This is a genomic window from Pseudomonas sp. 8O (assembly GCF_902506495.1).
Lineage (GTDB): Bacteria > Pseudomonadota > Gammaproteobacteria > Pseudomonadales > Pseudomonadaceae > Aquipseudomonas > Aquipseudomonas chaetocerotis.
Map to the genome: position 1 here is coordinate 1,252,187 of NZ_LR733265.1, position 13,383 is coordinate 1,265,569.

Genomic DNA, 13,383 nt, shown 5'->3' on the forward strand with positions numbered 1-13,383 from the left:
TTCCATGGTTTGCAGTCCGTAGGGTGGATGTCGCTTTTCACATCCACCCTGACGGGCAGTGCATCGGTCAAGTGTGCCCCTACTCCAGTACGATCTTCGGTGCCCACTGCATCCAGACATCCTGCGGCTCGTCGAACAGTGCAAACGTCTGCCCCGGCTGCGCCGGCCCACCCATCTCAGGATTGTTCGGCGTGGCGAAGGCGACGCCGCCCTCGAGCAGCGCCTCCAGCGATTCGGTGCGCACCTTCACGCCCTTGAACAGCCCAGCATCGACACCGATGCCACTGGCATTCCAGAAGCGGCTGCCCGAACGGACCAGCGGCGCATAACGCGGTTCGATCAGCACATGAATCAACACGCGATCCGAAGTCGGACCCAGTTCGAAATCCACCACTTTGCCCACCGGCACCTCGCGGTAGCTGACGATCACCCCAGGTTTGATCGAGCCACGCCGCGGCGCGCTCAGCACCAGGCGCAAGCCTTCCTCGCGCACGGCCTGATTCGGCGGACTGGCCAATGCGGTGAATTCGGTACGGCGCGCGCCCTTCTGTGCCGAGGGCTGCACTTCAAGATACTGACCGCTGACCAGGGTGCCGAGATTCGCTGCGCGTGTCAGGCTCAGTTCCGGCTTCACCACCCAGAACTGCGTGCCTTCGCGAACGATACGCTCGGCCGCCTGGGTAATTCGCGCCCCTAACACCACGCCCTGCAGATCGTCGGTTAGGCTCATGCTCTCCACCGTGCCAACCTCCAGGCCTTTATAGCGAATCGCCGTACCAGGCTGCAGACCGTCGCCGTTGCTGACCCGAATGCTGATCTGCTGCCCCAATTGCAGCGCACTCTCGCGATTGGCGTAAAGGGTAAAACGCTGCACCCGTCGATCGCTTCTAGCCGCTTGCGGCTGCGGCGTCTCGAAGGCGATGCCACCGGCCAGCAGGGTCTGCAGCGACTCGCTTTTCACCTCCACCCCAGACAGCCCACCCTTGAGAGTGATGCCACTGGCATTCCAGAAACGGCTCGACGTGTTGACCAGATGGCTGTGCTCCGGCTCGATATGCACGCCTAGTACCACCTGGCTGTCGTCACGCGACAACTGAAAACTCTGCACCGAGCCCACCTTGACCTGCCGGTAAAGGATCGGGCTCCCCACCTCCATCGACCCGAGTGCGTCGCTGAATAGCACCAGATGCAAGCCCGGCGCGCCCAGATCCAGCGGTGGCGCCTTGGCCCGGGCCTCGAACTCGCGGCGCGGCGGATTGCCACTCTCGCCAGGACGAATAGCGATGTAGTTGCCCTTGACCAGCGCCTCCAGACCGGTGATGCCGGCCAGCGAGATGGATGGTCTGACCACCCAGAAGTCAGTGCCTTCGACCAAGTAGTCCTCGGTGCGCGGATCGAGCATCAGTTCCACCTGAGCACCGTCCAGATCGGCATCGACCTTGAACGTCTTCATATGGCCGACCTGAATGCCCTTGTACATCACCGGCGTGCGTCCCGGCTCCAACCCCTCGAAATCGTGCAGCTTCAGCGAGACGCGGATACCCGCCTGTGCGGCGTCATAGTCCTCGTAGAGGCGGAAGGAAATGTTCGGGTCGGTGGCCGGGCTGTCCTTGCGGTGTTCAGGCGTGGCAAAGGCGATACCCCCGGCAACGATGCTGGCCAACGACTCGGTACGCACCTTGACCCCAGACAGCCCGGCATCGATCGAAACGCCACTGGCGTTCCAGAAACGTGTGTGCTTACGCACCAGGCTCGCATATTGCGGCTCGATGAACAGCTTTACCTCAACCGTGCTCTGATCTTCGCCCAACACGTAGCTCTTCACCCGGCCGACCTGAATCTGCTTGTAGAACACCGGACTATCCCTGTTCAACGAGCCCAGGCGCTCGGCCTTGAGCGTCAAATGTAAGCCAGGCACGTCGTCTGCCAGCGGCGGCGCCTCGGGTAATGCCGTGTACTTCCGGGTCGGCTCGCCCTCACCCGGGCTAACCGCGATGTAGTTACCGGATACCAGTGTTTCCAAACCGGTAATGCCAGCCAGGGTCACGCTCGGCTTGACCAGCCAGAAGCGCGTACCACTGAGCAGATGGGGTTCAGTCTCCTTGTCCATCTCCAGCGTGGCGATTACCCCACGTCGCTCTCCGCTGCGATCGAGCGTCAGCTCGGTGACCTTGCCGATCGCGATCCCCTTGAAGATCACCTCGGTCTTGCCGGCCTGGATGCCGGAACCGTTCGCAAACAGCACCTGAACTTCAATGCCGGCCTGGGAATAGGCACGCCAGCCCAACCAACCCCCTATCGCCAGCGCGAGCAAGGGCAACACCCAAATGGCTGACCAGTTCGAAGCAGGACGCGTCTTGGCCAGAGGAAGGTCAGTCATGATCGGTTTCCGTGTTATCCCAGATAAGGCGAGGGTCGAAAGTCAGTGCTGCCAGCATGGTCAGTATCACCACACTGGCAAAAGCTGCGGCGCCGGCTCCAGCTTCGATGCTGGCCAGACTGCCAAAATTCACCACCGCCACCAGAATGGCGATGACGAAAATATCGAGCATCGACCAGCGGCCAATCCACTCGATGAAGCGGTACATGAGGATGCGCTGGCGCGCTGACATCGGCTGATGACGCTGCACCGAGTACAACAACAGCGCAATCCCCACCAACTTGAAAGTCGGTACCAGAATGCTGGCGATAAAGACCACCGCCGCAATAGGCAGCATGCCAAAGTTAATGAGCTCCAGTACGCCGCCCATGATGGTCGCAGGCGAACCCTTGCCAAGACTGTTGACTGTCATGATAGGCAGCAGATTAGCCGGGATGTAGAGAATCGCCGACGTCAGCAGTAAGGCCCAGGTTCTGATCAGGCTATTGGGCCGGCGGGCATGAATCTGGCCACCACAGCGGCTGCAGTACTGATGCTTGGCATCAACGTCGGCAGGATTGAGCTGATGGCACTCGTGACAGACTAGCAATCCAGCCTCAATCGCCCGCATGGACATCCTCCCCGGACAAGGCTTCCCAGATCTGATGCGGTGACATGGTCACCTCCAGCCAGACTTGCACCAGCAGCAGCGCGATAAAACAGAACAGCCCCAGACCGAGGCTCAAGTCAGCCAGGTCCATCAACTTCACCATCGCCACCAGGATGCCCATCAGGTAGACCTCGAGCATTCCCCACTCACGCATGTCATGGTAGACCCGGTAGAGCAACAGACCGTAGCTACGACCGATATCCATACGAATACTCAGCAGCACCAGCAGTTGGCAAAGCAACTTGAGCAGCGGAACAGCCATGCTGCTCAGGAACACCACAACAGCGATACCTTGCATGCCGCTTTCATACAGGCCAATCACACCGCTCCAGACGGTGTCCTGCGAGGTCTGACCCAGCAGGTTGAGTTGCATGATCGGCAGGAAGTTGGCTGGGATATAGAGCAGCAGAGCCGTCAGTACCAGTGCCAGGCTACGCCGCACGACATGGTGACGATGGCTGAAAAGCTCATAACCGCAGCGAGGGCACTCCGCACTCTCCCCGTCCTGCAGCACCGGCTTGTGCATCAGCAGATCGCACTCATGGCAGGCGACCAGTTGCTCAATCGGCAAGGATGACGAGGAAGGATCGGGCGGCGAGTCAGACATGAAAGTCCCCTGCAGAATTCGCGCATTCTACCCGAGCGGAGCCAAACGCCGACATACCGTAGGGTGCGCCGTGCGCACCGGCATGTCGGCGTCATTGGTGGTGCGCGTAGCGCACCCTACGCGAAGCGTTGTTTTCCGGCGCACAAAGAAGAAACCCCAGACCGCGTTGGCGATCTGGGGTTTCGTATAGGACGCTTTGCAACCCCTCTTTTAAACTTAACTTATTGATTAACAAGAAGTTTTTGAAGAGCTTCATCGCTGAAGTGGCGCGCATTCTACCGCCAGCAGAATGCACGTCAAGCAGAAATTGCAGTTTTATTACTCGGACTTGAGGGTGATACGCGCAAAGGCCTTCTTGCCTGCCTGGCAGACGTGAACCGACCCCAGCTTGAACAGGAAGGTGCGATCAACCACTTCACCATCGACGCGCACACCGCCCGAACCCAACAGGTCACGAGCAACCGCAGCATTCTTCACCAGGCCTGCCTTATTAAGGACGGACGAGATCGGCATATCTTCGATCGAGAGCAACTCGATCTCTGGCAGATCTTCCGGCAGTTCGCCATCCTTCATGCGGTTACCTGCGGAGCGATGCGCATTGGCAGCAGCTTCTGCGCCATGGAAACGCGCAACGAGCTCTTCAGCCAGCTTGATCTTGATGTCACGCGGGTTCGCCCCCAGCTCGACATCACGCTTGAACTGCTCGATCTCCTCCATGGAGCGGAAGCTGAGCAGCTCGAAGTAACGCCACATCAGCGCATCGGGCATGGAGACGAGCTTGTTGTACATCACACCCGGCGCTTCCTGGATGCCGACGTAGTTGCCCAGCGACTTGGACATCTTCTTCACGCCATCGAGACCTTCCAGCAACGGCATGGTGACGATGCACTGCGATTCCTGACCATAGGCGCGCTGCAACTCGCGCCCCATCAGCAAGTTGAACTTCTGATCGGTACCGCCCAGCTCGACATCGGCCTTGAGCGCCACGGAGTCGTAGCCCTGAACCAGCGGGTAGAGAAACTCGTGAATGGCGATCGGCTGGTTGCTGCTATAGCGCTTGTCGAAGTCATCACGCTCGAGCATGCGCGCTACGGTGTACTGCGACGTCAGACGAATGAAATCGGCAGGCCCCATCCGATCCATCCAGGTGGAGTTGAAGGCCACCTCGGTCTTGGCCGGGTCGAGAATCTTGAAAACCTGCTGTTTATAGGTCTCGGCGTTATCCAGAACCTGCTCACGTGTCAGCGGCGGACGGGTAGCGCTCTTGCCGCTGGGGTCACCGATCATTCCGGTGAAGTCGCCGATCAGGAAGATCACCTGATGACCGAGGTCCTGAAACTGACGCAGCTTATTAATAAGGACGGTGTGACCGAGATGCAGATCCGGCGCGGTAGGGTCGAAACCCGCCTTGATCCGCAGCGGCTGACCACGCTTGAGCTTTTCGACCAGCTCAGCCTCAACCAGAACCTCTTCTGCACCGCGCTTGATCAGCGCCAGCTGCTCTTCGACCGACTTCATGACAGAACCCGCAACCACTGGAAATTGAAAGGGAACCAACCATACAAGATCGCGGACTAATTACAAGTTTTGCCCAGGGTAAGCGCCCTGAGCGTCCGTTCGGCATGTCAAGGGTTGCCCCAAGCCGATTTTGGTTATATTTTATACAGTTAATGCATATTCCAAGAAAACGCCTCACGCCATGACGCAAAATATCCCCAAAGCCCCGCCCTACCCTAAAAGCCATATCCTGGCTGCTAGCGGCGTAGCTGCGCTGCTGAGCCTGGCTCTGCTGGTGTTTCCTTCGCGTGAAGTCGAAGCGCAGAAAACCTTTCTCGACCTGGACCTCGGTAACGATACCGAGCAGGTGCTGCAGGAAAAGGACGACCTCCGAGCGGGACAGCCAGTGCCTGGCGCCGCTTCGCCCTTCGCCAAGATCGAGCAAAGCGCGAACACCGCAGAGAACAGCGCAGAAGACGCTGACAAAGACCGCCTAGAAACAGCTGACACCACTCCTCCTTCCGACCCCAACCGCCACAACATCACGGTCAGCAATGGCGATACGCTTTCTACCGTATTCGCCAAGGTTGGTCTGAACGCCAATGATCTGCACGAAGCCCTCAATAGCAGCAAGGACGCCAAGCAGTTCAGCCGTCTCAAAGTGGGCCAGGTGCTGGACTTCGAGCTGAACGAAGATGGCAAGCTGAAGAGCCTGCAGAGCAAGCTCAACGATCTGGAAACCATTCGCCTTAGCCGTACCGATAAAGGCTTCGACTTCGAGCGTGATCAGATCAAGCCTGAGGTGGTCACCGCATACAGCCGCGGCGTGATCAACAGCTCGCTGTTCCTCTCCGCCAAGCGTGCCGGCCTGTCGCACAGCCTGACCATGGACCTGGCCAACGTGTTTGGCTACGACATCGACTTCGCCATGGATATTCGCGAAGGTGACGAATTCGAAGTGATTTACGAAGAGAAGGTAGTGAACGGCAAGCCCGTAGGCACCGGCAACATCCTTTCGGCGCGCTTCACCAATCGCGGCAAGACCTACACCGCCGTGCGTTACACCAGCAAACAAGGCACTACCAGCTACTACAACGCCAATGGCGAAAGCATGCGCAAGGCGTTCATCCGCACTCCGGTGGACTTCGCTCGCATCAGCTCGCGCTTCTCCACGGGTCGCAAGCATCCGATCCTGAACAAGATCCGTGCACACAAGGGCGTCGACTATGCCGCGCCACGTGGCACGCCAATCAAGGCTGCCGGTGACGGTCGCGTAGCACTGGCAGGGCGTAACGGTGGCTACGGCAATACCGTGATCATCCAGCACGGCCAGCGCTATCGCACCCTTTACGCACACATGCAGGGTTTTGCCAAAGGTGTTCGCAACGGTGCGAACGTCAAACAAGGCCAGATCATCGGCTATATCGGTACTACCGGCCTCTCCACCGGCCCTCACCTGCACTATGAGTTCCAGGTAAACGGTGTACACGTCGATCCACTCAGCCAGAAGCTGCCGATGGCAGACCCCATTGCAGCGAGCGAGAAACAGCGCTTCATGCAACTGAGCAAACCGCTGATGGCACGCATGGACCAGGAAAAGGCCACCATGCTAGCCGCCAACCAGCAGTAAGCCGTGGCCCTCTATATTGGCGTGATGTCCGGCACCAGCCTGGACGGACTGGACATCGCGCTGATCGATCAGGATCAGCGTCCTCACCTTCTCGCCACGCTCTACCGCCCCATGCCAGAACAACTGCGTAGCGACCTGCTGGCGCTGTGCACCTCTGGCAATGATGAACTGGCACGCGCAGCCATTGCAGAACAACACTGGGTCGAACTGGCCGCTGCCGCTGTCAACGAACTCCTGCAGCAACAGAACCTGACCGCGCAGCAGATTCGCGCCATCGGCAGCCATGGCCAGACGGTGCGCCATGAACCGGCGCGCGGCTTCACCATCCAGATCGGCAACCCTGCGCTGCTGGCCGAGCTTACGGGCATTTGCGTGGTCGCAGACTTCCGCCGGCGCGATGTTGCCGCTGGCGGTCAAGGGGCTCCTCTGGTCCCAGCCTTCCACCATGACCTGTTCGGCAATAGCCAGCGGCAGGTTGCCGTGCTCAATGTCGGCGGTTTCAGCAACCTCAGCCTGCTTTCACCCGGCCAGGAGGTTCTGGGATTCGACAGCGGCCCTGGCAACGTTCTGCTCGATGCCTGGATTCAGCATTGCAAGGGCCTGGCCTATGACCGTGACGGTGCCTGGGCATCCAGCGGCAAGGTAGACAGCGCGCTGCTGTCGCGACTACTGAGCGATCCCTTCTTCGCCACCCAGGGCCCGAAGAGTACCGGTCGCGAACTGTTCAACCTCGACTGGCTGCTTGGCCATCTGCAAGCGTCGTCGCGACTGGCCAGCGAAGACGTTCAGGCCACCCTGGTAGAACTCACCGCATGCAGTATCGTCAGCGCCCTACGCAACGCGCAGGCTCACACGGATGCTCTGCTGGTGTGTGGAGGTGGCGCGCACAACGCTTGTCTGATGAAGCGCCTGCGCGAGATGCTGGCTGGAACCGAGGTGAGCAGCACCGCGACTGAGGGCGTAGATCCGGACTGGGTCGAAGCCATGGCCTTCGCCTGGCTGGCACATTGCGCGCTTGAGGGCATTGCTGGTAATCGCCCGAGCGTGACCGGCGCCAAAGGCCTGCGCGTGCTTGGCGCCATCTACCCGGCGTGAAAACGAAAACGCCGCGCATCGAGCACGGCGTCTGTCATCAGGCGATACATTCAGATCGAGAAGGACGACCCGCAACCACAGGTGGTGGTGGCATTGGGGTTCTTGATCACGAAACGCGAACCTTCCAGCCCTTCCTGATAGTCGACCTCGGAGCCAGCCAGATACTGGAAGCTCATGGCATCGACCACCAGGCTAACGCCTTCGCGCTCGACGATGGTGTCATCCTCAGCCACGTCCTCATCGAAGGTAAAACCGTACTGAAAGCCCGAGCAGCCGCCGCCCGTGACGAACACGCGCAGCTTCAGGCGCGGATTACCCTCTTCATCGACCAGGTTCTTCACCTTGCTGGCCGCGCCTTGGGTAAAGTGCATGGGGGCAGGGGTGAAGGTTTCGACGCTCATTCTGGACTCCCGGCGCCATGCGCCATACTGCTTTGGGCGTGCATTATCCGCTTGCCCTACAAAATTGGTCAACTATTGCTCGTTTTCCAGCGTAGCGGGAAGCTCGAGTGGCCGCTCACCATCCTTGATATGACAGAGACGCCCCTCGATCTGCGCCCCCATGGCCATCTCCATCAGGCCGTAATGCAGGTTGCCGCGAACCCGAGAGCGTGAACCCAGCTCAAGATGGCCACTGGCGAATACATCACCACTCACCTCTCCATCGATCACTATATGGGGTGCCCGTATCTCACCTTCAACCAGGCCGCCTGCACTCACGCGCACCAGCCCTTCGGTAGCCAGCAGATTACCGGTGACCCGACCATCCACTTGCACCGCGCCCTGAAAGCGCATGTCGCCTACCAGCTCGGCGCCAGCGGCAATCAGGCTGGTCTTGCCGCTGAAGCGCTGCAAGTCGGGTTTGGTCTTGTCTTTACTCCACATGGGTGGCTATCGCTCCTGATTTTATCCATTCGAATGTACGGCTCAGCGGCTTGTCGCCCTCGACCTCCGCCTGAACCCTGACCTGACGCGGCTCGAAGCCCGCAGGTAGTTGTAGCTCGCCGAAACGACCCGCTTCGGGAAAGGACTGGAAGTGCTTGAAGGAGAACGCAATGCTGCTCTCGCTTACCTCGTCGGACAGCGCCGCCAACTCCAACGAGGCCGGCTTACCGTTCTGCTGCCCTTCGACAGTAATACGCAAACGCCCCTGTAATGCCTCATCACTGGCACCGACTCGGCTCATCAGCAATTTGTAGCGAAATCGCTGCGGCGCGTCCGTGGCTTGCAGCTCAAAGGCGCGAATGCGAATACCTTCACGACGACTGGCAGGTGCCAGCACGCCTTTGTAGAAGGCCAGATCCTGCTGCTGCTTGAAGATCTGCTCTTCCAGCAGCTTGATGGTACGACGATTCTGCTCCATGGCCTGCTGCGTGACCTTGTCGCTACTGCCGACCACGGCCAGGCGCTGGCGCAGCAACTCCAGCTCCTGCTCCTGTTCGGCAAGGCGAGTCAGCAGTGCCCGCGTATCCGCGGGCGCCTGTTGCGGCTGCGCCTGCGGCCAGTACCATCCCAGGGCAAAGGCCACCGGGATGGCGAGCACCAGCAGCAACTGCAGCCAACGGCGTCTACGTTCGCGACGAGGATCCCTGAGGCGGACCTCCCAGCCCGGTATCACGGCAGCAGGGCCGCGTGCGACAGACCGAGGCGCTCGTCGAGACCGAAGAGGATGTTCATGTTCTGCACCGCCTGGCCCGAGGCCCCCTTGACCAGATTGTCGATCACCGAGAGCACCACCACTAGGTCGCCGCCCTGCGGACGATGCACGGCGATACGGCAAACGTTGCCTCCGCGCACACTACGGGTTTCCGGGTGGCTGCCCGCCGGCATCACATCGACGAAGGGCTCGCCGGCGTAACGCTTCTCGAACAGCGCCTGAAGATCGACCGAGGTATCGGCAACGCGCGCATAGAGGGTCGCGTGAATGCCACGAATCATCGGTGTCAGGTGCGGCACGAAGGTAAGGCCGACATCGCTACCTGCTGCCTGGCGCAGCCCCTGACGAATTTCCGGAAGGTGACGGTGGCCCTTGACCGAGTAGGCCTTCATGCTCTCGCCGGCCTCGCAGAACAGCGAGCCAACGCTGGCACCACGGCCGGCACCGCTGACACCGCTCTTGCAGTCGGCGATCAGGCTACCGGTCTCGGCCAGTCCGGCTTCGAGCAGCGGAATCAGCCCCAGCTGAGTGGCGGTCGGGTAGCAGCCGGGTACGGCAATCAAACGGGCAGTCTTGATCGCCTCGCGGTTGACCTCGGGCAGACCGTACACCGCCTCGCTCAGCAACTCGGGAGCGCCGTGCGGCTGGCCGTACCACTTGGCCCATTCCTCGGCGTCCTGCAGGCGGAAATCGGCGGACAGATCGATCACCCGCGTACCGGCAGCCAGCAACTCACCAGCCAGAGCATGGGCCACACCGTGCGGGGTGGCGAAGAACACCACATCACAGGCGCCCAGGGTGGCGACATCCGGCACACTGAACGCGAGTTCAGGGTAGTGGCCGCGCAGATTGGGGTACATCTCATCGACGCGCAGGCCGGCCTCGGAACGGGAAGTGATCACGGTCACCTCTGCCTGCGGGTGTTGCGCCAGCAGACGCAGCAGTTCGACACCGGTGTAGCCCGTGCCGCCGACGATACCGACCTTGATCATCACATGCCCCTTTGCAAAAGCCATTGGAAAGTTGCCGATGATAAAGCCGCATCGGCCAAGCTCCAACCGCGGAGGTGACGCAGACCGTCAGCTGCCTCTACTATCGAGGCCATTTTTCAGCGCGGGAAGCGAAAATGCTCTATCTCTGGCTCAAGGCTCTGCACATCATCGCCATGGTCTGCTGGTTCGCCGGCCTGTTCTATCTGCCGCGTCTGTTCGTCTATCACGCCATGAGCAGCGACGCCGCCAGTCACGAACGTTTCTGCATCATGGAGCGCAAGCTGTATCGCGGCATCATGATCCCCTCGATGATCGCCACGCTGGGCCTGGGCATCTGGTTGTTCAGCCTCAATTCGGCGTACTACTTCACGCAGGGCTGGATGCACGCCAAGCTCACGCTGGTGGTGGCCCTGGTGATCTATCACCACCTGTGCGGTGCTCAGCTCAAGCGCTTTGCCCGCGGCGAGAACAGCCGTAGTCACGTGTTCTATCGTTGGTTCAATGAAGCGCCGGTGCTGGCCCTGCTGGGCATCGTCATCCTGGTTGTCGTCCGCCCCTTCTGAGGAGTTCGCCATGTCTCTGCCTGCCCTGCTCGAACAACGCCTGCGCCTGCCTCTGGTCGCTGCGCCGATGTTTCTGGTGTCCAACCCGGCGCTGGTCAGTGCCTGCTGCAACAGCGGCATCGTCGGCAGCTTTCCGGCGCTGAACCAGCGCGAGAGCGCCGGTTTCGCCGCCTGGCTCGACGAGATCGAAGCCAGCCTCGCGAGCAACGCCGCACCCTACGCAGTCAATTTGATCGTGCATAACAGCAATCCGCGCCTGCAGGCGGATCTGGCCATCTGCGTCGAGCGGCGCGTGCCCATCGTCATCACCAGCCTGGGCGCGGTGAAGGAAGTGGTCGATGCGGTGCACAGCTACGGCGGCCTGGTGTTCCATGACGTGACCACCCGCCGCCATGCCGAAAAAGCTGCCGAGGCTGGCGTGGATGGCCTGATCGCCGTGGCCGCCGGCGCTGGCGGCCATGCCGGTACCTGGAGTCCCTTCGCCCTGCTGGCCGAGATTCGTCAGTTCTTCGACAAGACCGTGTTGCTGTCCGGCTGCCTCAATCACGGCCACGAAATTCTCGCCGCGCAGCTGCTCGGCGCCGACCTGGCTTATATGGGCACCCGTTTCATCGCCACGACCGAGAACAACGCGTCGGCCGATTACAAGGCGATGATTCTCGAAGCTCGGGCCGCCGACATCATTCACACACCCGCCGTATCCGGTGTACCGGCCAGCTTCATGCGCCAGAGCCTGGAGCAGGCCGGCTACGACCTGAGACAGCTGCAGAACAAGGGCGATATCAACTACGGCGAGAAGCTCAAGCCGATGGATGAAGAAGCCAAGGCCTGGAAAACCGTCTGGTCGGCCGGCCAGGGCGTTGGCGGCATCGACGATCTGCCGTCGGTGCAGGAGCTGGTGTCGCGACTCGACCACGAATATCGCGCCGCACTGACACGTAGCCAAGCGCTGGGGCAACGCTGGCCGCAATGAAGCGTCGCCACCTGCTGGGGCTGGGCGCGCTCGGCCTGCTCGGTGGCTGGGCGCTGCGCCCGGCCGATCATGGTCGCGAGCATGACGCCTACTTCGCCGAACTCAACCGGCAACTGCAGCGCGATGGCGAGGGCATCCCCATCCTGCTGCTCGATCTCGATCGGCTCGACGCCAACGCCGACCTGCTGGCAGCACGGCTAGGCAGCCGCCTCCAGCTGCGCCTGGTCGCCAAGTCGTTGGCCAGCACCGGTCTGTTGGAATACCTGGCCAAGCGTCTGCAGACCCAGCGTTTCATGGTCTTTCATCAGCCGCAACTGAATCGCCTGGCCAGGAGCTTTCCCCAGGCCGACCTGCTGCTTGGCAAACCCATGCCGGTCGCTGCGGCCCTGAACTTCTATCGCCAACTTGCGCACCACCTGAATTTCGATCCCAACCGCCAGGTGACCTGGCTGATCGACAGCGAGCGGCGCCTCATGGAGTACGCCGAACTGGCCAAGGCACTGGGGCGACCGCTGCGCATCGCACTGGAAATCGACGTTGGCCTGGAACGCGGCGGTTTCGCCACCCCGCAGGCGCTGGCTCAGGCACTGCAGCAGCTTCGCCAGCAGCCGACACTGCAACTACAGGGGCTGATGGGTTATGACGCGCATGTCGCGCACAGCCCACCCTGGCAGAGTCAGCGGCGAGCATTCAGCGAGAGCGATGCGCGTTATCGACAATTCATCAGCAACGCTCAGGGGTTCAGCGATCTTTGGCCAGCAAAGCCGCTGCTCAACGGTGCAGGCAGTCTGACCTACCTGCTGCACAGCCAGCAGGAGACTTCGCTCAATGAAGTCGCCGTCGGTTCCGCCCTGCTCAAGCCCGCGGAGTTCGACACGCCACTGCTGGAGGAACATCAGCCAGCCCTGTGGATCGCCAGCCCCGTACTCAAGGTGGTCGACGGCGCCCTGCCCTACCTGCAACCACTCAAGCCCCTGATCAGCGCCTGGAACCCCAACCGAGAGAACGCCTACTACCTCTACGGCGGTCGTTGGCCGGCGCAGCCCGTCTCACCGGCCGGGCTCGACTACGACGAACTCTATGGCCGTAGCGCCAATCAGGAGCGCCTGATCGGTGGTGAAGGCACACAACTGACGAGCAACGATTGGGTATTTCTGCGCCCTGCGACCAGCGAAGGTGTGCTGGGTGATTTCAGCGAAATACGTCTACTACGCCGCGGCCAACTGGTCGGCCGCTGGAGCACAATAGGCAACGCCTGAAAAATAGCCAGGAGCTCCGCGTCAGGCCGCTTGTATATTGGCCTCGCGGCACTCTAGGCTTATGCCTCGCCCGCTGCTCAAC

The 13,383-nt window shown here is 60.9% G+C and carries 13 protein-coding genes; 5 read left to right on the top strand and 8 right to left on the bottom strand.

Annotated features, from left to right (window positions below):
- Positions 1-79: 79 nt before the first annotated feature.
- The 4 genes from GV002_RS19345 to tyrS form a co-directional block, all read right to left on the bottom strand.
- Positions 80-2,380, bottom strand: coding sequence for a PqiB family protein (locus GV002_RS19345; RefSeq protein WP_160019892.1), 2,301 nt, complete (start codon positions 2,378-2,380; stop codon positions 80-82).
- A complete protein-coding gene (locus tag GV002_RS19350; protein WP_143511319.1) occupies positions 2,373-2,990 on the bottom strand; it encodes a paraquat-inducible protein A in 618 nt (205 codons plus the stop codon). The genes GV002_RS19345 and GV002_RS19350 overlap by 8 nt, the downstream gene beginning before the upstream one ends.
- Positions 2,977-3,636: a paraquat-inducible protein A gene (locus GV002_RS19355; protein WP_160019893.1), complete on the bottom strand. Its 660-nt coding sequence runs from the start codon at positions 3,634-3,636 to the stop codon at positions 2,977-2,979. The genes GV002_RS19350 and GV002_RS19355 overlap by 14 nt, the downstream gene beginning before the upstream one ends.
- 318 nt (positions 3,637-3,954) lie before the next feature.
- Entirely contained in the window at positions 3,955-5,154 is a 1,200-nt protein-coding gene (tyrS, locus tag GV002_RS19360) for a tyrosine--tRNA ligase (protein ID WP_160019894.1), read from the bottom strand.
- Positions 5,155-5,335: 181 nt separating this feature from the next.
- Here tyrS and GV002_RS19365 point away from each other — a divergent pair, with 181 nt between their 5' ends.
- On the top strand, positions 5,336-6,763 hold the full coding sequence (locus GV002_RS19365; protein ID WP_160019895.1) for a peptidoglycan DD-metalloendopeptidase family protein: 1,428 nt from the start codon (positions 5,336-5,338) through the stop codon (positions 6,761-6,763).
- A gap of 3 nt (positions 6,764-6,766) precedes the next feature.
- A complete protein-coding gene (locus GV002_RS19370) occupies positions 6,767-7,858 on the top strand; it encodes an anhydro-N-acetylmuramic acid kinase (protein WP_160019896.1) in 1,092 nt (363 codons plus the stop codon).
- Between the two features lie 50 nt (positions 7,859-7,908).
- Here GV002_RS19370 and erpA read toward each other — a convergent pair whose 3' ends face one another.
- The 4 genes from erpA to argC form a co-directional block, all read right to left on the bottom strand.
- Positions 7,909-8,259: an iron-sulfur cluster insertion protein ErpA gene (erpA, locus tag GV002_RS19375; RefSeq protein WP_160019897.1), complete on the bottom strand. Its 351-nt coding sequence runs from the start codon at positions 8,257-8,259 to the stop codon at positions 7,909-7,911.
- A 72-nt stretch (positions 8,260-8,331) separates the two neighbouring features.
- Entirely contained in the window at positions 8,332-8,742 is a 411-nt protein-coding gene (locus GV002_RS19380) for a bactofilin family protein (protein WP_160019898.1), read from the bottom strand.
- Positions 8,732-9,400: a DUF6776 family protein gene (locus GV002_RS19385; RefSeq protein ID WP_256667141.1), complete on the bottom strand. Its 669-nt coding sequence runs from the start codon at positions 9,398-9,400 to the stop codon at positions 8,732-8,734. Before GV002_RS19385 ends, GV002_RS19380 begins: the two co-directional genes overlap by 11 nt.
- Before the next feature lie 71 nt (positions 9,401-9,471).
- Entirely contained in the window at positions 9,472-10,506 is a 1,035-nt protein-coding gene (argC, locus tag GV002_RS19390; protein WP_003463435.1) for an N-acetyl-gamma-glutamyl-phosphate reductase, read from the bottom strand.
- 134 nt (positions 10,507-10,640) lie between these two features.
- Here argC and hemJ point away from each other — a divergent pair, with 134 nt between their 5' ends.
- The 3 genes from hemJ to GV002_RS19405 are packed head-to-tail and all read left to right on the top strand — an operon-like array spanning position 10,641 to position 13,301.
- Positions 10,641-11,069 (top strand): protoporphyrinogen oxidase HemJ, encoded by a 429-nt coding sequence (hemJ, locus tag GV002_RS19395; protein WP_160019899.1) that lies wholly within the window; start codon positions 10,641-10,643, stop codon positions 11,067-11,069.
- Between the two features lie 10 nt (positions 11,070-11,079).
- Complete coding sequence (locus tag GV002_RS19400) at positions 11,080-12,042, top strand: NAD(P)H-dependent flavin oxidoreductase (protein WP_160019900.1); 963 nt, start codon at positions 11,080-11,082, stop codon at positions 12,040-12,042.
- A complete protein-coding gene (locus GV002_RS19405) occupies positions 12,039-13,301 on the top strand; it encodes an alanine racemase (RefSeq protein ID WP_160019901.1) in 1,263 nt (420 codons plus the stop codon). The genes GV002_RS19400 and GV002_RS19405 overlap by 4 nt, the downstream gene beginning before the upstream one ends.
- Positions 13,302-13,383: the final 82 nt, after the last annotated feature.